Annotated in this window: 19 protein-coding genes; 14 read left to right on the forward strand and 5 right to left on the reverse strand. The window is 66.4% G+C overall.

The features are described 5' to 3' along the window. From urtC to ureG, 10 genes are all read left to right on the forward strand, one after another. Positions 1 to 1,218 carry an urea ABC transporter permease subunit UrtC gene (gene urtC, locus WJ542_RS16820; RefSeq protein WP_411190369.1) on the forward strand — a complete coding sequence of 406 codons (1,218 nt, stop codon included), beginning with the start codon at positions 1 to 3 and terminating at the stop codon, positions 1,216 to 1,218. After that, positions 1,215 to 2,096 (forward strand): urea ABC transporter ATP-binding protein UrtD, encoded by an 882-nt coding sequence (gene urtD / locus WJ542_RS16825; protein ID WP_411190370.1) that lies wholly within the window; start codon positions 1,215 to 1,217, stop codon positions 2,094 to 2,096. Before urtC ends, urtD begins: the two co-directional genes overlap by 4 nt. A 63-nt stretch (positions 2,097 to 2,159) precedes the next feature. Beyond that, positions 2,160 to 2,855: an urea ABC transporter ATP-binding subunit UrtE gene (gene urtE, locus WJ542_RS16830; protein WP_411190371.1), complete on the forward strand. Its 696-nt coding sequence runs from the start codon at positions 2,160 to 2,162 to the stop codon at positions 2,853 to 2,855. 111 nt (positions 2,856 to 2,966) lie between these two features. Beyond that, the gene (locus WJ542_RS16835; RefSeq protein WP_411190372.1) at positions 2,967 to 3,872 is read left to right on the forward strand and encodes an urease accessory protein UreD; all 906 of its coding nucleotides are present in this window, start codon (positions 2,967 to 2,969) and stop codon (positions 3,870 to 3,872) included. A 275-nt stretch (positions 3,873 to 4,147) separates the two neighbouring features. Further along, positions 4,148 to 4,450 (forward strand): urease subunit gamma, encoded by a 303-nt coding sequence (ureA, locus tag WJ542_RS16840; RefSeq protein WP_411190373.1) that lies wholly within the window; start codon positions 4,148 to 4,150, stop codon positions 4,448 to 4,450. An 11-nt stretch (positions 4,451 to 4,461) separates the two neighbouring features. Beyond that, positions 4,462 to 4,767, forward strand: coding sequence for an urease subunit beta (locus tag WJ542_RS16845; RefSeq protein ID WP_027796588.1), 306 nt, complete (start codon positions 4,462 to 4,464; stop codon positions 4,765 to 4,767). A 40-nt stretch (positions 4,768 to 4,807) separates the two neighbouring features. Continuing rightward, positions 4,808 to 6,514, forward strand: a complete 1,707-nt coding sequence (gene ureC, locus WJ542_RS16850) for an urease subunit alpha (RefSeq protein ID WP_411190374.1) — start codon at positions 4,808 to 4,810, stop codon at positions 6,512 to 6,514. Position 6,515: 1 nt separating this feature from the next. Beyond that, complete coding sequence (gene ureE, locus WJ542_RS16855) at positions 6,516 to 7,124, forward strand: urease accessory protein UreE (RefSeq protein ID WP_411190375.1); 609 nt, start codon at positions 6,516 to 6,518, stop codon at positions 7,122 to 7,124. Next, a complete protein-coding gene (locus tag WJ542_RS16860; RefSeq protein ID WP_411190595.1) occupies positions 7,111 to 7,791 on the forward strand; it encodes an urease accessory protein UreF in 681 nt (226 codons plus the stop codon). Before ureE ends, WJ542_RS16860 begins: the two co-directional genes overlap by 14 nt. A gap of 43 nt (positions 7,792 to 7,834) precedes the next feature. Next, positions 7,835 to 8,464, forward strand: a complete 630-nt coding sequence (gene ureG, locus WJ542_RS16865; protein ID WP_411190376.1) for an urease accessory protein UreG — start codon at positions 7,835 to 7,837, stop codon at positions 8,462 to 8,464. Between the two features lie 38 nt (positions 8,465 to 8,502). Here the strand turns inward: ureG and waaA are convergent, their stop codons facing one another. Genes waaA through waaC form a run of 3 tightly spaced genes read right to left on the reverse strand, consistent with a single transcriptional unit; the run spans position 8,503 to position 11,844 of the window. Next, on the reverse strand, positions 8,503 to 9,864 hold the full coding sequence (gene waaA, locus WJ542_RS16870; RefSeq protein ID WP_411190377.1) for a lipid IV(A) 3-deoxy-D-manno-octulosonic acid transferase: 1,362 nt from the start codon (positions 9,862 to 9,864) through the stop codon (positions 8,503 to 8,505). 52 nt (positions 9,865 to 9,916) lie between these two features. Continuing rightward, a complete protein-coding gene (kdoO, locus tag WJ542_RS16875) occupies positions 9,917 to 10,801 on the reverse strand; it encodes a Kdo hydroxylase KdoO (protein WP_411190378.1) in 885 nt (294 codons plus the stop codon). 41 nt (positions 10,802 to 10,842) lie between these two features. Then, on the reverse strand, positions 10,843 to 11,844 hold the full coding sequence (gene waaC / locus WJ542_RS16880) for a lipopolysaccharide heptosyltransferase I (protein ID WP_411190379.1): 1,002 nt from the start codon (positions 11,842 to 11,844) through the stop codon (positions 10,843 to 10,845). Positions 11,845 to 11,966: 122 nt separating this feature from the next. Between waaC and WJ542_RS16885 the strand changes: the two genes are divergently transcribed. Then, a complete protein-coding gene (locus WJ542_RS16885; protein WP_411190380.1) occupies positions 11,967 to 12,881 on the forward strand; it encodes a hypothetical protein in 915 nt (304 codons plus the stop codon). A gap of 7 nt (positions 12,882 to 12,888) precedes the next feature. Next, positions 12,889 to 14,799, forward strand: coding sequence for a tetratricopeptide repeat-containing sulfotransferase family protein (locus WJ542_RS16890; protein ID WP_411190381.1), 1,911 nt, complete (start codon positions 12,889 to 12,891; stop codon positions 14,797 to 14,799). Positions 14,800 to 14,853: 54 nt separating this feature from the next. Here the strand turns inward: WJ542_RS16890 and WJ542_RS16895 are convergent, their stop codons facing one another. Beyond that, entirely contained in the window at positions 14,854 to 16,248 is a 1,395-nt protein-coding gene (locus WJ542_RS16895) for a phosphomannomutase/phosphoglucomutase (RefSeq protein WP_411190382.1), read from the reverse strand. Positions 16,249 to 16,536: 288 nt separating this feature from the next. On the opposite strand from WJ542_RS16895, the gene WJ542_RS16900 reads away from it, so the two are divergent. Both WJ542_RS16900 and WJ542_RS16905 read left to right on the forward strand, forming a co-directional pair. Continuing rightward, positions 16,537 to 17,799, forward strand: coding sequence for an oligosaccharide flippase family protein (locus WJ542_RS16900; RefSeq protein WP_411190383.1), 1,263 nt, complete (start codon positions 16,537 to 16,539; stop codon positions 17,797 to 17,799). Beyond that, a complete protein-coding gene (locus WJ542_RS16905; protein ID WP_411190384.1) occupies positions 17,796 to 18,626 on the forward strand; it encodes a glycosyltransferase in 831 nt (276 codons plus the stop codon). Before WJ542_RS16900 ends, WJ542_RS16905 begins: the two co-directional genes overlap by 4 nt. A 94-nt stretch (positions 18,627 to 18,720) precedes the next feature. Here the strand turns inward: WJ542_RS16905 and WJ542_RS16910 are convergent, their stop codons facing one another. After that, positions 18,721 to 20,613 carry an SAM-dependent methyltransferase gene (locus tag WJ542_RS16910; protein WP_411190385.1) on the reverse strand — a complete coding sequence of 631 codons (1,893 nt, stop codon included), beginning with the start codon at positions 20,611 to 20,613 and terminating at the stop codon, positions 18,721 to 18,723. Between the last annotated feature and the right edge of the window lie 276 nt (positions 20,614 to 20,889).

Consider the following 20,889-nt stretch of genomic DNA (forward strand, 5'->3'; position numbering starts at 1 on the left):
ATGACGACAGCCACCTCCACCACCCACGCCCCCTACGGCGCACCCACGCCGCAACGCGGCGACGGCGCCGAGACCTTCGCGCTCGGCCTGCCCGCGCGTCCGCCGCTGCTCTCGCGCGGCGCGTGGCTCGCGCTCATTGCGCTCGTCATCGCCATCGGCGTGGGCGTGCCGCTGTGTGCGCTCGTGCTGCCGCAGTCGAGCGCGTTCCATCTCTCCGACTATGCGATGACGCTCGCCGGCAAGCTCATGTGCTACGCGATCGCCGCGCTCGCGCTCGATCTCGTGTGGGGCTACTGCGGCATCCTCAGTCTTGGCCACGGCCTCTTCTTCGCGCTCGGCGGCTACGCCATCGGCATGTACCTGATGCGCGAGATCGGCCACGACGGCAAGTACGGCAGCGACCTGCCCGACTTCATGGTGTTTCTCGACTGGCACCAGTTGCCGTGGTACTGGCAAGGCACGCAGCACCTCTGGTACGCACTCCTGCTCGTCGTGCTTGCGCCCGCCGTGCTCGCCTGGGTATTCGGCTTCTTCACGTTCCGCTCGCGCGTGAAGGGCGTCTACCTCTCGATCATCACGCAGGCCATGACGTTCGCGGCCATGCTGTTCTTCTACCGCAACGAAACGGGCTTCGGCGGCAACAACGGCTTCACCGACTTCAAGCGCATCGCGGGTTTCCCCATCACGCATCCGGGCACGCGCACGGTGCTCTTCCTCATGACCTTCGCCACGCTCGTGCTCGCGTTCCTCGGAGCGCGCGCGATCGTCACCTCGAAGCTCGGCCGTGTCGTGACCGCCGTGCGCGACGGCGAAACGCGCCTCATGTTCCTCGGCTACAGCCCGCTCGGCTACAAGCTCTTCATCTGGACGCTTTCGGCCGCGCTGTGCGGCATCGCCGGCGCGCTCTACGTGCCGCAGGTGGGCATCATCAACCCGAGCGAGATGTCGCCGGGCAACTCCATCGAAATGGCGATCTGGGTGGCCGTGGGCGGACGCGGCACGCTCATCGGCCCGATCATCGGCGCCTTTGCCGTGAATGGCGCGAAGAGCTTCTTCACCGCCTATTTCGCGGAGTACTGGCTGTTCTTCCTCGGCCTCATCTTCGTGCTCGTGCCGCTCCTGTTGCCGAACGGCATCATGGGCCTCGCTGAACGCCTGACCGAGCGCCTGACCGAACGCCTGACGAAGGGCAACGACACGCCCGGGAGCGGCGCATGAACGGCCACGCCATCCTCAACGATCCGCTCGGCCACAACCCGTTCGACGCCGCCGAAGATCACGACCGGCCCACGCTCTCGGGCGTGGCCGAACTGGGTCACGTGGTCGAGCCGGGCACGATCGACACTTCGCACGGCACGATCCTCTATCTGGAGGACGTGACCGTGAGCTTCGACGGCTTTCGCGCGCTCAACAGGCTCACGCTCTCGATCGACGTGGGCGAGCTGCGCTGCGTGATCGGCCCGAACGGCGCGGGCAAGACGACGATGATGGACGTCATCACGGGCAAGACCGAACCCGACGCGGGCAAGGTGTTCCTCGGCCAGACGCTCGACCTCACGCGCATGAACGAGCCGGCGATCGCGCGCGCGGGCATCGGCCGCAAGTTCCAGAAGCCCACGGTGTTCGAGCAGCACCCGGTGTGGGAAAACCTCGAACTCGCGATGAAGGCCGACAAGGGCTGGTTCGCCTCGCTGCGCGCGCGGCTGGGGCGCGAAGCGCAGGCAAAGATCGAGGAAACGCTGGAGGTGATCCGCCTGGAAGGCGACGCGCGGCGGCTCGCGGGCGAGCTCTCACATGGGCAGAAACAGCGCCTCGAGATCGGCATGCTGCTCATGCAGCGCCCCGCCTTGCTGCTGCTCGACGAACCGGCCGCCGGCATGACCGACGACGAGACGATGGAACTCGCCGCGCTCCTGAACCGCCTGCGCGGCAGCTGCTCGATGATGGTGGTCGAGCACGACATGGAGTTCGTCGCGGCGCTCGCGGGCGCAACCGGGCGCGTGACCGTGATGGCCGAAGGCAGCGTGCTGGCCGAGGGTACGCTCGAAAGCGTCAAGCGCGACGAGACGGTGATCGAATCGTATCTGGGCCGCTAGCGCGGCATAAGGCGTAGAACAAGCCGTGGAATAAGCGGTGGAACAAGCACGACAGGCATCGACATGCTGACTATCGAATCGTTGAACCAGTATTACGGCGGCAGCCACATCCTTCGCAACGTCTCGATGACGGTGCCGGAAGGCAAGCTCACGGTGCTGCTCGGGCGTAACGGCGTAGGCAAGACGACGCTTCTGCGCTGCCTGATGGGCGTTGTGCACGCAAAAAGCGGCGCGATCGCCTGGAACGGCCAGGCACTCACGAAACTGCCCACGTGGGCGCGCGTGGCGAACGGGCTCGCCTATGTGCCGCAGGGGCGCGATATTTTCCCGAGGCTCACGGTGGAGGAAAACCTGCTCGTGGGTGCCGCCAGCAAGAAGCGCGCGCCGTCGAAGGTGCCCGAGCACATCTACCGGCTTTTTCCGGTGCTCGAAGACATGAAGGCGCGCCGCGGCGGCGACCTCTCGGGAGGCCAGCAGCAGCAGCTCGCGATCGGCCGCGCGCTGATGAGCGAGCCGCAACTGCTGATCCTCGACGAGCCCACCGAAGGCATCCAGCCTTCGATCATCCAGGACATCGGGCGCACGCTGCGCCAGCTCGTCGAGGAGATGCAGATGACCGTGCTGCTCGTCGAGCAGTACTACGATTTCGCGCGGGCCATCGCCGACCGTTATTGGGTGATGAGCCGCGGCGAGATCGTGACGGGGGGCGAAGGCGCGGACATGGACGCGGATGGGGTGCGGACGCTGATTACGGTTTGAAGGACTGAGGGGCCTGAGGGGCGGGCTGAAGACGGGCCTGCTCATGCAGCGGGCCATGCTATCCTCGACGCCACCTGATCCCACCCCGGCCCGCTCGCGCCGGCCTCCAGCATGTCGCTCCACGAAGACCACTCGACGCTCGCCCCCCGCACCTCCACGCCTCAAGAATGGCTCGCCCGCCTCGAACTCGGCTTCGCGCGCCAGGGGGCCCGCACGACGCTCGCGCATCGGCGACATACCGGACCGCTGCGCGTGCAGCGTCCGCTCTATCCCGAAGGCGACGCGATCTGCCACGCGGTGATCGTGCATCCGCCGGCGGGCATTGCGGGCGGCGACCGACTCGACATCGACGTGAACGTCGGCGCGCAGACCCATGCGGTACTGACCACGCCGGGCGCGACGAAGTGGTACAAGTCGAACGGCCGCGTGGCGCGCCAGCGTATCGCGATTCATGTTCACGACGAAGCGAAGCTCGACTGGCTGCCGCAGAACAACCTGATCTTCGACCACGCTCACGCCGAACTCGACTTCTCGCTCACGCTCGGCGCGAACGCCACGGCGATCGGCTGGGACGCCGTGCAACTGGGCCGGCAAGCGGCGGGCGAGCGCTGGTCGGCGGGCATGCTGCGCTCGATTGCGCGCATCGCGCGGGCCGCGCCCGATGACGCGAACGGCAACGACGCCAGCGACCTGCTCTGGTTCGAACGCGCCCTCGTCGATGCCGCCGATTCCCTGCGCGACGCGCCGCAGGGGCTGGCCGGCTATCCGGCATTCGGCGTGCTGTGGGCCGTGAGCCCCGCCTGCGACGACGCGCTCGCGCAGCAGCTCGCGGCCACCCTGCCGTTTGACGCCGCCGTGCGCGGCGGCGCAAGCTGCGTTTGCCCGGGCGTGCTCGTGGTGCGGGTGCTCGCCCGCTCGATGGAGCCGCTGCAACAGCAGCTCACGCGCTGCTGGACGACCCTGCGGCCGCTCGTGCATGGCGTCGAGGCGGCGCCGCTGAGGCTCTGGACGACCTGATCCTCATGCATCGTTGTAGCGCAGCCGCGCACCACGTTGCAGCGCGATAACGCCGTGAGGGTGCGCGAAAGCCTCGCAAATGGTGCGTCCCCTTCATTGGCACGCACCTTGCTGTGCCGTTGTGCTGCCCCCTCGTTGCCCCTTTCGTTGCCCTTTTGTCCCGGGCCAGTTCGTTGCAATGCTTCCGTAAATGGCTTCCGGTATGCTCGCGCGAGAATGATCCGAGGCAAACCCGCGGCCCGGCGGCGCGCCGGACGCCCAACCGACCTGGAACGATGAAGCTCACGCCACGCGAGAAAGACAAGCTCCTGATCTTCACCGCCGCGCTGCTCGCCGAAAGGCGTCGCGCGCGCGGCCTCAAGCTCAACTACCCCGAGGCGGTGGCGTTCATCAGCGCCGCGCTCATGGAAGCCGCCCGCGACGGCAAGACCGTCGCCGAGGTCATGCACTACGGCACGACGCTGCTCACGCGCGACGAAGTGATGGAAGGCGTGCCGGAAATGATCCCCGACATCCAGGTGGAAGCGACGTTTCCCGACGGCACGAAGCTCGTGACCGTCCATCACCCGATTCCGTGAGGAAGACGCCCATGATCCCAGGCGAGATGCTGATCGACGACGGCGAAATCGAACTGAACGCCGGACGCGAGACCCTCACCGTGACGGTGGCCAACACCGGCGACCGGCCCGTGCAGATCGGCTCGCATTTCCACTTCTACGAAGTCAACGACGCGCTCTCGTTCGACCGCGAGGCCGCGCGCGGCTTTCGCCTGAACATCGCCGCGGGCACAGCCGTGCGCTTCGAACCGGGCCAGGAGCGCACCGTCGAACTCGTGGCGCTGGCCGGCGAGCGCGCCGTCTACGGCTTCAACGGCAAGGTGATGGGCCCGCTCTGAGCGCATCGCGCCCGCGTCCCGAATCCATCAGGAATCCGATATGACATTGAAAATCGGCCGCCGCGCCTATGCGGAGATGTTCGGCCCCACCACCGGCGACCGCGTGCGCCTCGCCGACACCGAGCTCATCATCGAAGTCGAGCGCGACTACACGGTCTATGGCGACGAAGTGAAATTCGGCGGCGGCAAGGTGATTCGCGACGGCATGGGCCAGTCGCAGCGCCTCGCAGCCGAGGTGGCGGACACGGTCATCACGAACGCCGTGATCGTCGATCACTGGGGCATCGTGAAGGCCGACATCGGCATCAAGGACGGACGCATCTGGAAGATCGGCAAGGCCGGTAACCCCGACGTGCAGCCTGCCGTGACGATCCCCATCGGCGCTTCGACCGAAGTGATCGCGGGCGAAGGGCAGATCGTGACGGCGGGCGGCATCGACACGCACATCCACTTCATCAGCCCGCAGCAGATCGACGAGGCGCTCGCCTCGGGCGTGACGACGATGCTCGGCGGCGGCACGGGCCCCGCCACCGGCACCAACGCCACCACCTGCACGCCGGGCCCGTGGCACATGGAGCGCATGCTGCAGGCGGCAGACGGCTGGCCAATCAACCTCGGCTTCCTCGGCAAGGGCAACGTGAGCCTGCCCAGGCCCGCCGAAGAGCAGATCGCGGCGGGTGCGATCGGCCTGAAGCTGCACGAGGACTGGGGCTCGACGCCGGCCGCCATCGACAACTGCCTGACGGTGGCCGACGCCACCGACACGCAGGTCGCCATCCACACCGACACGCTCAACGAATCGGGCTTCGTAGAAGCGACCGTCGCGGCCTTCAAGGGCCGCACGATCCACACGTATCACACGGAAGGCGCGGGCGGCGGCCACGCCCCCGACATCATCAAGGTGTGCGGCGAGGCGAACGTACTGCCCTCCTCGACCAACCCCACGCGCCCGTACACGGTCAACACGCTCGACGAACACCTCGACATGCTGATGGTCTGCCATCACCTCGATCCGTCGATTGCCGAGGACATCGCGTTCGCCGAGTCGCGCATCCGCCGCGAGACGATCGCCGCCGAAGACATCCTGCATGACCTCGGGGCGCTTTCGATGCTTTCGTCGGACTCCCAGGCGATGGGCCGCGTGGGCGAGGTCATCATCCGCACGTGGCAAACCGCGCACAAAATGAAGGTGCAGCGCGGCGCACTGCCCGGCGACAGCGCCCGCCACGACAACTTCCGCGTGAAGCGCTACGTCGCGAAGTACACGATCAACCCGGCCATCACGCACGGCATCGCGCACGAAGTGGGCTCGATCGAACCCGGCAAATGGGCCGACCTCGTGTTCTGGGAGCCTGCGTTCTTCGGCATCAAGCCTTCGCTGATCCTCAAGGGCGGCATGATCGCCCTCGCCCAGATGGGCGATCCGAACGCCTCGATCCCCACACCGCAGCCGGTCCATTACCGCGAGATGTTCGCCACGCGTGGCCAGGCACTCGCCCGGACCTCGCTCACGTTCGTCTCCCAGCTCGCGCTCGATCAGGGCGTGGCGGAGCGATATGGCCTGCAAAAGCGCGTGGTGGCCGTGCGCGGCTGCCGCAACGTGACGAAGGCCGACATGATCCACAACGCGTGGCAGCCGGCGATCACCGTCGACCCCGAGACTTATCAGGTCGTCGCGGACGGCCAGTTGCTCACCTGCGAACCTGCCACGGTGCTGCCGATGGCACAGCGTTATTTCCTCTTCTAGCATGCGAACGATAGACAAACGACTCACCGCGAAGCTCGCACCGGTTCTCGTGCGGCGCGCGCCCACGCTCACGCTGCCCTATGACGCGCGCTGCAAGAGCCGCCTCGCCGCCACGCTCGACACGGGCGAGGAAGTGGGCGTCGTGCTGCCGCGCGGCACGGTGCTGCGGGACGGCGACGTGCTCGTTGCCGACGACGGCGGCCTCGTGCGCGTGATCGCCGCGGCCGAAAGCGTGCTGCTCGTGCGCGCGCCGGATCGCCTCACGCTCACGCGCGCCGCGTATCACCTCGGCAACCGTCACACGCCGGTCGAAGTGGGCACGGACGAACTGAAGCTCGAAGCGGACCCCGTGCTCGAAGACATGCTCAAGCGCCTCGGCGCGCAGGTCGAGCGCGCGACGCTGCCGTTCCAGCCCGAAGCCGGCGCTTATGGCGGCGGCCACCGGCATGGCCACGACGAAACCTTCGCGGACGACTATGCGCTCGCCCAGCGCGTGTACGACGAGCATCATGGCCACGGGCATTCGCACGATCACGGGCACGACCACGTCCACGGCCCCGACTGCGGGCACGACCACGGCCACGAGCACCACGGCCATGCGCATCGCTGAACTCACCGCGCTGCTGCACCTTGCATCACCCGCACTGCCGATCGGCGCCTTCAGCTACTCGCAGGGGCTGGAGACGGCTATCGACGCGCATCTCGTCGAAAACGCCGACGACGCCGCGCGCTGGATCGAGAGCGGACTCGCAAATGTCCTGGCGCCGGGCGAGCTGCCGTTCGTCGCGCATCAGCTCGAACGCTGGCGCACGCACGATGCAGCCGCGCTGATCGAAGCGAATACGGAATTCGTCGCGAGCCGCGAGTCGGCGGAACTGCGCCGCGAGACCTCGCAGATGGGCTGGTCGTTGCGACAGCTTTGCGCGCAACTCGAATGGGGCGACGCCGAGCGCCTTGCCACGCTCGAACGCATGGCGCCGGTGGCGCAGCCCAGCGCGTGGGCCTATGCCGCATGGGCGCACGGCGCCGCGCCCGACGCGGCGCTCGCGGCCTATGCTTTCAGTTGGGCCGAGAACCAGACGGCGGCCGCGCTCAAGGCCGTGCCGCTCGGCCAGGTCGCGGGACAGCGCATCCTCGTCGCACTGCGCCCCGTCATCGAGGCGGCCGTCGCCCGCGCGCTCGCCACGCCGCCCGACGCGATCAACACGTTCGCGCCGCAGCTCGGCATCCTCAGTGCACGACACGAATCGCAATACTCGCGGCTTTTCCGCTCTTAGCTTCGGACTACGGAAAAAACAGGAAATAAACAGGAACACCCGGATGAACATCAAGCGCACAAAGAAACTGCCGCCGCTACGCGTTGGCGTAGGTGGTCCGGTAGGATCCGGCAAAACCACGCTGCTCGAAATGCTCTGCAAGGCCATGCGCGAGCGCTACGACCTCGTCGCCATCACCAACGACATCTACACGAAGGAGGATCAGCGCCTCCTGACCGTCGCAGGCGCGCTGCCCGCCGAGCGCATCATGGGCGTCGAGACCGGCGGCTGCCCGCACACGGCGATCCGCGAAGACGCCTCGATCAACCTCGAGGCCGTGGACCAGATGCTCGCGCGCTTTCCCGACGCGGACATCGTGTTCATCGAGTCGGGCGGCGACAACCTCGCGGCCACCTTCAGCCCCGAGCTTTCCGACCTCACGATCTACGTGATCGACGTGGCGGGCGGCGAGAAGATACCGCGCAAGGGCGGCCCCGGCATCACGAAGTCGGACCTGCTCTTGATCAACAAGACCGATCTGGCGCCGCTCGTGGGCGCGAACCTCGACGTAATGGCCTCGGATGCGAAGAAGATGCGCGGCGAGCGCCCGTTCGTGATGTGCAACCTGAAAGCGCTGGAGGGGCTCGATCAGGTGGTCGCGTTCATCGAGAAGAAGGGGTTGCTTGCGGCGTGAATCCGGTGGCCTGAGGTTCGCGGCCTCAGGCCCAGTGCTCAGACGTCGAGCGAAGCCCCCGATGAAGAGGATGACGAAGCAGACGAAGAAGCGGACTCCGGCAACAGCGTCATGAGCACGTCCACCGTGCGCGCCGTCGCCCCGCGATGGCGCGCCGCAAAGGCAGCGGCCGCCCCCCCCATCGCCACGCGCCGCGGCTTGTCTTCGAAGAGCGCACGCAACGTCCGCGCGAGATCCGCGGGATCCTGCACCTGCAGCGCCGCACCGGCCGCGACGGCGTCGGCAGTGGCCTGCGTGAAGTTGAACACGTGCGGGCCGATCAGCACGGGCACGCCCACGGCGCAAGCCTCGATCAGGTTCTGGCCGCCGAGCGGCAACAAGCTGCCGCCGATGAACGCCAGATCCGCGGCAGCGTAGTACGCGCCCATCTCCCCCATCGAGTCGCCCAGCAGCACCTTCACGTCCGGCGGCAGCGCACGCGGGCTCTCGTGCGACGGCGCCGCCGCAGCCGCGGCGCTCGCGGCCCACTGCGAGCGCCGCGCGAGCTCGAGGTCCTTGCGCACGATCAGCGCGGCCACTTCGTCGAAACGCTGCGGATGCCGCGGCACGAGAATCAGCAAGGCGTCGTCGAGCCCGAGCGCCGCGAACGCCTGCAGCACGAGTTCCTCTTCGCCCTCGCGCGTGCTGGCCGCAACCCAGACGGGCCGCGCGCCGATCGCGCGGCGCCACTCATGGCCGCGTGCGACGAGTTCCGGCGGGCTCGCCATGTCGAACTTCAGATTGCCGAGCACGGCGACGTTGCGCGCGCCCAGGGCGCTCAGCCGTTCGGCGTCCGATGGGCTTTGCGCAAGCACACGGGTAAAGCCGCCGAACACCTCTTTCGCCGCCGCGCCGAACTTCGCCGCCCGCTTGTACGAACGCGCCGACATGCGCGCGTTGGTCAGCACGAGCGGCACGTCGGCGCGCCGGCATTCGTCGATGAGCGTAGGCCAGACCTCGGTCTCCATCACGAGCCCGAGCGAGGGCCGCCACGCGCGCAGAAAGCGGCGCACCGCCTGCGGCGTGTCGTAAGGCAGATAGCAGCGCAGCACGCGGTTGCCGAACAGTTGCTCTCCCGCGGCGCGGCCGCCGGGCGTCATGTGCGTGAGCAGCACGCGCGCATCGGGCCGTGCCGCGATCAGCGCATCGACGAGCGGCTGCGCCGCCCGCGTCTCGCCCACCGAAACCGCATGCACCCAGATGAGCGGCGCGCCGTCCTCCGGCAGGCGCCCCGCCGAGTAGCCGAACCGTTCGCCGATATGCTCGCGATAACCATGCTCGCGCCGCGACCGGATGAAAAGCCGCAGCACGGCGAGCGGCGCGACGAGCCACCAGGCCGCACGATAGACGGCCCTCAGCATCGGGCCTCCACCGCCATGGCGCAAAGCATGGGGTGCATGAGGATACGCGCGCTCAAACGAGTTCCTTGCCCTTGAGGCGTTCGAGAATGCCGAGCGGCGCCCAGTCTGGGTGCACCATGCCCTTCACCGGCAGGAAGAAGGTCTGCTCCATCATGAACTGGCCGGACATCACCGCATGCGAGGTGTGATCGGAGAAGCACACCCAGACGCTGCCCGGCGGAAAGCCGATGGTCTCCTGCGGGCTCGACTTCTGGTAGTCGAGGTCGGCCTTCATGCCGTCGTGCAGATGCAGCATCAGATGGTCGTACTCGCTGCGCGGCGACTTCGTGATGTGCAGCAGATGCTGCAGCCACGCCGAGCCCGGCATCTGCGCCTTGATCTGCGGAAGAAAGCGCTTCGCCATGTCCTCGAAGGGTTCGCCCACGCGCCACACGCGCGGCGCGCCATTCGGGTTCACGTTCGTGAAGACGCGCAGGATGCGCTCGCCGTAGTTGGGGCGCGACGGAAACGCGTCCACGTGCAGGCGCGAATCGTCCTTGCGCCACGAGGTCTGACGCGTTTCCACCTGATGCAGGCGCAGGCTGGTCGGCGCGACGCGCAGCTTGCCGTCGTACTCGGGAAAAAGGCCGTCGACGAGCGTGCGCGCGCAGGTCTGGTAGCGCGCGATGAGCGCGCGCACGGCCGACTGCGTAACCGCGTCGCCCAGTACGCCATGCAGCGCGCCGCCGTTCGGGTCGAGGCTGATGTTCTTGCGCTTGGGGTCGGCAATGGCCGGGTCGAGCAGCGCGCGCTCGCCGCCTTCCACCGGAAACGTCAGGTTCGGAAAGTACAGCACCTTGCCCTGCTCGACGGCATCGAGCAGCGTCTCGCGCGGCCGCGAAAGCTGCTGGCCGTGCCAGTCGCCGGACGTGATTTCGATGATCTGGGATTCGTTCATGGTCGCCCCTGGAAGCGGTGGATCGGGTGACGATCGGGTGACTACAGCAGCCCAAAGCCGGCCAGCGCGGTCTTGACCTGCGCGAGCGTCGGCGGCTGGCCGGCGGTGCCCAGGTTGGTGATGTTCGGCGACCAGTAGCCGCCCGTCCGCCAAGCGGTCGCGAAATTGTACAACTCGACGGTCGGCCGCTTGAGCGCCGCCGCGATGTGGACGAGACCTGTGTCAACCCCCACGGTCGCCGCTGCGCCGTCGATCAGGCCCACCACGGCGGGCAACGAGAGCTTCGGCGGCACGATGGCCGCCTCGCCGAACTCGCGCGCAAGGCGCTCGCTCGTGGCGCGCTCCGCGTCGTTGCCCCAGGGCAGCACGAGCGAGGCGCCGCGCCGCACGAGCGCCTGGCCCAGCTCGATCCAGCTGGCGTCGGGCCATTGCTTGTCGGCACGGGACGTGGCGTGCACGAATACGACGTAGGGGACCGGCAGGTTCAGGCCGACGCCCGCCAGCGTCTGGGCCGCGCGCGCGGTGTCGAGGCCGAAGTCGATGTCGTCGGCAGGCTGGGGCGGCGGCTCGTTCAGCGCCGCCGCGACCAGTTGCCGGGTGCGCTCGACCACATGAGTACGCGGCTCGATGCGGATCGACCGGTCGTAGAAGAAGCGCACGGGCCATTCGTAGCCCGCGCCTTCCGTCCGGTTGCCGAGGCCTACGAGCGGGCCACGGGCCCAGCTTGCCACCCAGGCCGTCTTGATGAGGCCCTGGCAGTCGATCACGAGGTCGTACTTCTCGGCCGCGAGCGCGCGGCGAAACGCGCCGATCTCGCGCCAGTTGGCGGCTGAAAAAAGGCCCTTGCGCCAGCGGCGCAGCGAAAATGGAATCGCGCGACGCACGCCCTGCACGAGTTCGACGAGCGACGCGAAGCTTTCCTCGACGAGCCAGTCGATCTGCGCGTCGGGATGCCGCCGCCGGATGTCGGCGATCGCGGGCATGTTGTGGACGACGTCGCCCAGCGACGATACGCGCACGATGAGGATTTTTTGCACGCTCAAGAGAGAAATACCGGCGAACTGCGCCGAAAGATGCGTTAAAGGTTCGTGATTCTAGCGCGAGCGGGCGCGCCGTCGGGCAAAAGCAACGGGGGCGCCGCGCGCGGCTCGCGGAGCGTGTCCTCGTGCGGCAGAGGCCAGCGCGACGCCGCTTCCGCCACCGGGCCCTGCCCGTCGCCGGCCGTGCCATCGTGCCCATGTACAATTACGGTGCCCAGGTGGCCAAACCCACGGCCCAGGCCCACGGGGCCGAAACCCAGGCGGCCAAACCCGAAACGAACACCAGGTATGCGCCAATGAAGTCCTTTATTTTCTGCACGAGCTACATCAAAGACCGGGATGCCTGGACACACCGGTACCAGAGATGGCTGCATTACTACGACAAAATGCCCATCGTTGCAGAAAAGAAAATCATGATCGATGACGGGTCTCCGTTTTCCCCGCCACGCGAGGAAATCGAGGTCGTTCATCACTCGGACGATATCGCGCAGAGCAGTGCCCGCAATCTGCTGGTTCGCTTCGACGATAATCTCGGACGACAAAGCCTTTCGGCCTACCCTGGCTGGTGGCGCAGCTTTCTGCACTCGCTCGAGATCGCCAAAAATCTGGGCGCGGACAAAATAATCCACATCGAATCCGACGCCTATATTTTGAGCCGGCGGCTCGTGGACTTCATCAATAACGTCGACTCCGGGTGGCATGTGCTCTGGGCGCAGCGATACGCCTTGCCGGAAACGGCGATTCAGGTGATATGCCGCGATCAGTTTCCGGCATTCGAACGGTTCAAAAACGAATCAGACGAATTGATCCAGCAGGACATTGCGGAAAGACTGCTGCCGTTCACATCGGTCGGCAAGCAGTTCAAGGGGGATCGTTACAGCGAATTCAAGCGAAACCGGGGGATTTTTCGTTCGCAGAAATTCAACCGCATCCCGCTCTTTCAGCATGATTTTTTCTGGGAGCCGATCCCGGACGATGCGGATTTTGCGACCCAGGTGGTAGGCCGGCAAAAAGTCGAGTTTCGTTCGCAAGCGGCCTAGTCGTCCCATGTCCCGCCCCCTCATCAACCTGAACGAAACCTTCCAGCGGGCGCAGGCCCTGCTGCGGCAGGGGCAGCACGCAGACGCCGAGGCCTGCCTGCAGCAGATCCTGCAGGCCGATCCCGCGCATGCCGACGCGTTGCATGCAAACGCGCTGTTGCGTCGCGCCGGCGGGGACCCTGCCGGCGCGGCGCAACTGCTCGAACGCGCGATCGCCGTTCAGCCCGAACGGGCGATCTTCCACGCTGATCTGGGCCTCGCCCTGCAGGCGATGCACCGGCCGCAGGACGCGCTTGCGGCACTTTCCAGGGCACTCGCCCTGGCGCCCGCGTCCGCCGATATCCTGATCGCCCGCGCGAACCTGCTGCGCGATCTCGGCCGGCCGGCCGAAGCGCTGGACGGCTACGCTGCCGCGCAACGGCTGCAGCCGCAGCGCCCCGACGCGTGGGCGGGCCGCGGCGACGCGCTGCACCTTCTCGGCCGTCGTGCCGAAGCGCTCGCGAGCTACGACCGGGCCCTCGCGCTGCAGCCCGGTCAGGCCGCCGTCTGGTACAACCGCGGGACGTTGCTGCGCGGCCTCGATCGCCACGACGAAGCGCTGACCAGCTTGAACCGCACGCTGGAACTGGAGCCGGATTTCGTCGAGGCGCTAAACAACCGGGGCAACCTGTTGCGGCACTTCAACCGTCATGCCGAAGCGTTGGCGGACTACGACCGCGCGCTCGCGCTGCGCCCCGCGTATGCGGCCGCGCACGGCAACCGGGGCAACGCGCTACGCGAACTGAATCGTCTCGACGACGCGCGAAGCGCCTATCAGCATGCAATCGACGCAGCGCCCGGCGAGGTCATGCATTACCGCAATCTCGCCTCGGTCACGCGCCTGACGCGCGACGACCCCTGTTTTACGGCGCTCGCGCGCTTCGCGCAGCGCGAGGCGGAGCTCGGGCCGCAAGACCGTATCTATCTGCATTTCGCGCTCGGCGACGCGTTGATGGAATCAGGCGAACGCGACGCGGCGTTCGATCATTACCTGAGCGGCAATGCGCTGCAGCGTGCACGCCTGCGGTACGACGAAGCACAGACGCTCGCGGCTTTCGAGCGACTGCGGCACACGTTCACGCCGGCCCATCTGGAAGCGGTACGCGGCGGGGGCGATCCGTGCGACTCGCCGGTGTTCGTCGTCGGCATGCCGCGTTCCGGCTCGACGCTGATCGAGCAGGTGCTGTCGAGCCATCCGCATGTCTACGGCGCGGGCGAATGCGGGTTCTTTGGCGATGCGCTCCACGCGCACCTGCGGCATGGATCCCGCGCCACGCCTGGTCACGAGATCCCGTTCGGCGAACTGGACGCGAACGATTTCACCGCGCTCGGCGCCGATTACCTGTGCCGCATCCGGTTGCTGGGTGGCATCGACGCCGGTTATCGACGCGTCGTCGACAAATCGCTGCCCAACTTCATGAACCTGGGCCTGATTCACCTTGCGCTGCCGAACGCCCGGATCATCCACGCACGGCGGGATGCCGTCGACTGCTGCCTCTCGTCGTTTTCCCGATTGCTGACCATGATGCCGTTCAGCTTCGAGCTGGGCGAGCTCGGGCGCTACTACGCGGCGTACGAGCGGCTGATGGACCATTGGCGCGCGGTCTTGCCGCCCGGCGTCATGCTGGAGGTGCGATACGAAGACATGGTCGGCGACCTGCCGCGCGAAGCACGGCGGATGCTCGACCATTGCGGGCTCGAATGGGATCCGGCCTGTCTCGACTTTCACCGCACCGACCGCGCGGTCGCGACGGCAAGTTCGCTGCAGGTGCGCCAGCCGATCTACGCAAGCTCGGTGCGCCGCTGGCGGCCCGCGCCGGCACAGCTTGCACCATTGATCGAGGGGCTTGGTCTGTCGTCGGCGGACGGCGCGCCGTAGACGGCCGGCTTTTCGGGGCCACCCGCATCGCTGGATGCAGATGGCCCCCTGAGGTCAGAACGGCAGCTTCGCGTCCGGCTTCGCGGCGAGAATCACGCGCTTGAAGTCAGCCTGGATGCGGGCCAGCGCCGCGTCGTTGTCGGCCTCGAAGCGCATCACCACCACGGGCGTCGTGTTCGACGAACGCGCGAGGCCAAAGCCGTCCGGATATTCCACGCGCAGGCCGTCGATCGTGATGATCTCGTCCTCGCCCGTGAACTTCGCTTCCTTCTGCAGCTTCGCGATCAGCGCGAAGTTCTCGCCCTCCTCGAGCTTCAGTTGCAGTTCGGGCGTGGCGTGCGAGTTCGGCAGGCTGTTGAGCAGCTTGCTCGGGTCGGCCACGCGCGAGAGGATCTCGAGCAGGCGCGCGCCCGTGTACAGGCCGTCGTCGAAGCCGTACCAGCGGTCCTTGAAGAACACGTGGCCGCTCATTTCGCCCGCGAGCGGCGCGCCCGTCTCGCGCAGCTTCGCCTTCACGAGCGAATGGCCCGTTTTCCACATGAGCGGCACGCCGCCCTTCTCCTTCACCCACTTCGCGAGATTGCGCGTGCACTTCACGTCGTAGATGATTTCCTTGCCCGGGTTGCGCGAAAGCACTTCCTCGGCGAACAGCATGAGCTGACGGTCCGGGTAAATGATCTGGCCGTCCTTCGTCACCACGCCCAGACGGTCGCCGTCGCCGTCGAACGCGAAGCCGATCTCGGCATCGGTTTCCTTGAGCGCGCGGATCACGTCCTGCAGGTTCTCAGGATGCGCCGGGTCCGGGTGGTGATTCGGGAAGTTGCCGTCCACTTCCGTGAACAGCTCGACCAGTTCGCAGCCCATGGCCTTGAAGAGACGCGGCGCGAGCTCGCCCGCCACGCCGTTGCCGGTGTCGACGACGATCTTCAGCGGACGCGCGAGCTTCACGTCGCTCACGATGCGCGCCACATATTCGTCGGCGATGTCGTACTTCGTGTAGCTGCCCTCGCCCGCGTCGAAGCGGCTATCGACGATGCGCTGGTAGAGCGCCTGGATCTGGTCGCCATAGATCGCCTTGCCGCGCAGCACCATCTTGAAACCGTTGTAGTCGGGCGGGTTGTGGCTGCCCGTCACGACGATGCACGAATCCACCTGGCGCTCGCCTTCCGGCAGCTTCAGCGGCACGCTCGCGGCAAAGTAGCCCACCGGCGTGGGCACCATGCCCACGTCCACCACGTCGACACCCGCCTCGCACAGGCCGTCGGCCAGCGCGCGGATCAGGTCCGGCCCCGAAAGCCGGCCGTCGCGCGCGATCACGACGGCATCGCCGCCCTGCGCGCGCACTTCGCTGCCGAACGCCCGGCCAATGGCGCGGGCGGTATCCGTGTCGAGCGTCTTGCCGATCACGCCGCGAATGTCATAGGCCTTGAAAATCGATTGAGAGATCATGATGAGGCTCGCTTTCCATTGAAGTACGCGCTATTCGTAACACAGCCGGCCCGCGGTCTTCTGCAGGCGGTTACGAAAAGTCGAATCCGTTACAAACTATAATTGCCGTCTTTCGGCCGTCCGGCCGGACGTTGCACTCGACTTTGCACTGCCTGGCACTGTTTGGCCCTGTTAACCACCTATTTTAATGCCCCGCCGTTTCTCCCCGACGACAAAATTAATGTCGCAAAAAATCCTGCTGCCCGAGGGGCGCCCCCTGAGCACGCGGCGTGCCCGGCCGGGTAAGCCATGCTGAGCGTGAAACGCTACGCCAACCCCGACGTCGCCCGGGCCTTGAGCAATATCGTATGGCTCGGCCTCGAACGGGTCACGCAGATCGCAGTCGCCATCGTCATCAGCGGCGTGCTGGCGCGCGACTTCGGCCCGGACGTGTTCGGCAAATGGCAGTACGCGAACACCCTGCTGCTCGTGCTCGCGCCCATTACCTGGGTGTGCGGCGCGGAAATCCTCGTGCCGACCATCGTCAACCGGCCGCCGCAGGAGTTGGGCACGGTGCTCGGCAGCGCGTTCGCCTTGCGCATCGGCGTTTCGGCCGCCGCGCTCGTCGTCACCTGGATCGGCATCGCGGCGGGCGCGACCGATCCGCTCGTCGGGGCTATGCTCGCCGGGCTTGCCGTGACGATGCTGTTTCGCGAGCCCTTCGTCGGCGTCATCAACGCCTGGCTCCAGAGCATGACGTACAGCAAGCCGCAACTGCTGGCGAGCATGACGACCGCCGTGATCAAGGCGCTGCTCGTGGTCCTGCTTGCGCGGGCGGCGTTCCGGCCTGCCGGCTTCGGCTGGTTGTGGGCGCTCGAATCGGCCGCCATTGGCGCGGCGCTCGTGCTCTACTACCGGCGCCGCCACGGCGGCAAGCTCGGCTGGCACGTGGACCGCACGCTGTTCCGGCATTTCGCCACGGCCGGCACCGTGTTCTGGCTCGGGCTCATCTGCATGTATCTGTTCCTGAAACTCGACCGGCTCATGCTCGAACGCACGATCTCGTTCGCGGATCTGGGCCGCTACTCGGCCGCCCAGCAGCTCAACGAAAACTGGATCACGCTCGCGCTGATGCTCGCCCAGACCATCGCTCCCGCCTTCGTCTACCGCGTGCAGGAAACGGCCCGGCTCAAACGCAATCTGCTGCGGATCTTCGCGATGACGGCCGTACTGATGATCGCCGGCGCCCTCGTGCTCGACGCGCTGGCCGGCTTCATCATCGGCCGCGTGTTCGGGCCGGCCTATGCGGGCGCAACGGATATCTTCCGCTGGGCCGTGTGGCTCTCCGTGCCCGCGGGTATCGAGGCGATCGGCAATCTCGTCGTGCTCAAATACCAGGCCAGGTTCGTGCTGCTCGCGAAATGGCTGCTCGCACTCGCGGTAGCCTTTGCCGTGAACCTCGTGGCCATCGCACGCCTTGGCGCCTATGGCGCCCTCGTGGGACTCGCCGCCGGCTATGTTGCGGCCGCCTGCGTGAACTTCTATTACATCCGCCTCAAGCTCGCCTCATGACGAACACCCCCGGGACCCTGCGCGAGGGCGCGCTCGCCGACGTCGCTGTGCTGATGCCCGCGTATAACGGCCAGGCCGATGTCGAGCGCACGCTCGCGTCGTTCCGGGAAGAGGCGCCGATTTACGCGCTCGTCGTGGATGACGGGAGCACGCCCCCCATCGTCGCGCCCGAGGTGCCGGGCATGCGGGTCGAGATTCTGCGCATGCCGAAAAACGGCGGCATCGAGCGCGCACTGGAGGCCGGTATCGACGCGCTCGCCGCGCGCGGCTTTCGCTATGCGGCGCGTATCGACGCGGGCGACCTGGCCGTACCGCAGCGGCTCGCGAAGCAGCGCGCGCGCATGGAGGCATCGCCAAGGCTGGCCGCGCTGGGTATGTGGACGCAGGTGGTGAACCGCGCGGGGGAGCCGCTTTTCATGCTACGGCCGCCCGCCGATGCGCGGACGCTCAGGCGCACGCGTTTTCTTCGCTCACCGCTCGTCCATCCTTCGGTCATGCTGCGCGTGGAGGCGGTTCGGGCGGTGGGCAACTATCGCGTGAAATATCCGGCGGCCGAGGACCTCGACCTGTTTCTGCGGCTGATGGAGCGTTACGACTGCGAGAATCTGGCCGAGCAAGGGCTCTTCTACGAACTCAATGAAGGCGGGATCAGCGCCACGAAGCGGCGGCGTCAGATTGTTTCGACACTGCGGCTGCAACTCGCGCATCTGAATGTGCTGAACTGGCGCGACTGGGCCGGGGTTGCGAAGAGCCTGATGCACTTCGTGACGCCCTATGGGATGCTCCAGCGCGTCAAGCGAAGGATATTCGCGGCGCACCGGCGATGACCTCATCTGCTGCAGGCATTCTGGACAGAGATGAGTGTTAGTGTTTCACGGCAATTTTCCCCATGAGGCGGGAGGTTGGCGATGAAACGCAAAATCAGACGGTGGCCAGCATTAGACGCGCGGGCGCCGCGCCGATGTGTAATCCGTCGGTGCGGTTCGCCAGATAACGCCGGTTCAGTTCGTCCGGGGTCCAGCTGTTGCAGTGGCTGAAGCCCAGCGTGTTCAGCACCGCGGTCAACGCAGCGGGTTCAAAGAAGCTCTTCCACGGCTCGCCACGTTCGGCAAATTGTGCCGTCAACTGCTCCATGGCGATACGCATCATCGGGGGCAAGCTGGGCAGCGGTATCGCGTATTCGAATAACACTGCGCTACCTTTGGCGCAACCAGCGATGAAACGCAAGGTCTCGATGACCGCGGCCTCGTCGAGGTACATGGTCACGCCGAGCCAGCTAAACATGGCCGGCGCATTGGCATCGAAGCCGGCACGCGCCAGGCCCTCGGCAAGGCTGACGCTCTCAAAGTCGACCGGCACGAAATTCAGCGACGGCGGCACGGCGATTCCGGTCTCTTGCAGGCGCGCCTGCTTCCATCGCTGCATGGCCGGCAGATCGACCTCGAAGATACGACCCGGCGCGTCGGGCTGCCGGTACGCACTGGTATCAAGGCCTGCACCAAGGACGACATACTGGCGTATTCCGCGCTCGACGGCCTCGGCCCACACGTCGTCGGCGAGTCGGCTGCGCACGACCACCGAACTGCGCATCCCCAACGACATCGGATGGCGGAACCTGTCGAGGTTGTCACAAAGCGCTTGTGCCTCCGCCGCGCCGAGGATGGTCAACGCGACCGGATCGTCGAACACCAGCGGCCGATCCAGCAGTTGATGCGCAGCCCGCTGAGTTGCGACCATCAGCGCACTGGGCTTGGGTCCGGCGTTTTCCGGCGTCATGTCGTAGCCGGCAGCGTGCGCCTTGTGCAGATAGGCCAGCAACGTATCGTCGAAGCCGACTCCCAGTTGCAGATCCGGTTCGCGCGTCACGGCATCGCGCACACGCGCCTCCAGGACCGCGTCTTCGCCACAGAAGCTGTCGCGAAACAGTTGCTGCCAGCGCCTGACGATCGCCTGCACGGGCGCGGCGCCGGCTTCGACACCTGCCTCCATGTGCGCCCTCAGTTCCATCACCAGCGCCGGCCATGCTTGCATGCAAGTGTTATCGAGCTGGCGCCGCCGCACCTCGTTAGCCTGCGCCGGAGTCAGATACCTGGCGAACAGCGTGCAGCGCGCGTGCGTGAACGCTTCGTCGATCCATGCCAGCATCGCAGCCGTGACGCCAACGATGTGCTGGGCGCGTGGCTCGCCAATCTGCATCTTCATCAGCTTGGTGGCGAGCGTCGGGTCGTTGCGGGTCAGGCGTATCACGAGCCGGGTCCAGCGCCACGCCAGCGCCTCGGCCGCGTCGCTGTCAGCGGGCAGCGCTTGCTGCATGGCATGACGAACTTCATCGATCAGCTCGATCCATGACGGATCCGTCGGAGTGACCGTATCCGGCCCCGAGGCAAACAGCGTGTCGAGTTCTTCGTCGTTGAGGTGCCTTTGATACATATTCATCAGCTCCAGAGTGTTCAACCAGTCAGTCGCCGGAGTCTCGCTGCCGCTGGCGACCATGTCGACGAGGTGTTGCAGATGGCGACTCAGGCGCTGCGCGCGCAACGCCTGTGCGTCGAGCTCCGCGATCTGGCGTCGCAGAATCTGTAGCGGCGTGCCGACCAGTTGGCCATCCAGGCTGGCCTTGATGTCGGGAAGCGAATATCCGAAACGTTTCAGCGCCTCTATGCGATGCAGGCGGATCAGGTCATCACGCCCGTAGAGCCGCGCGCCGCCATCCGTCCGCTGCGAGGGTGACAGCAACCCGATTGCATCGTAGTGATGCAGCGCCCGAACACTCAATCCCGCCTTCTTCGCCAGTTCTCCGATCTTGAGTCGCATGGTTCATCCAGTCGTCGGGAGCCAACTATAGGACGTGACGTAACGTCAGGTGCAAATGAAATTGGCACATTCACGGGCACTTGCCCTGTGGGTCAGGAACGCGAGCCGGTTCAGATTGCGTATGCTGCCCGTCGCCCCCTGGCCGCATCCAATGCGCCGCGTTGACCCACTCTTGCGGCGACCGCTCAGAAGCCGGTTCTGGCAATTGATTTTTTCAAATCGCGCATAAATTACAGCGTTTAATGGTTCGTAAGAGTTCGTTATCGAGCCATGCAC

Source organism: Paraburkholderia yinzeri, assembly GCF_046581065.1.
In the GTDB taxonomy this organism is placed as follows: Bacteria; Pseudomonadota; Gammaproteobacteria; order Burkholderiales; family Burkholderiaceae; genus Paraburkholderia.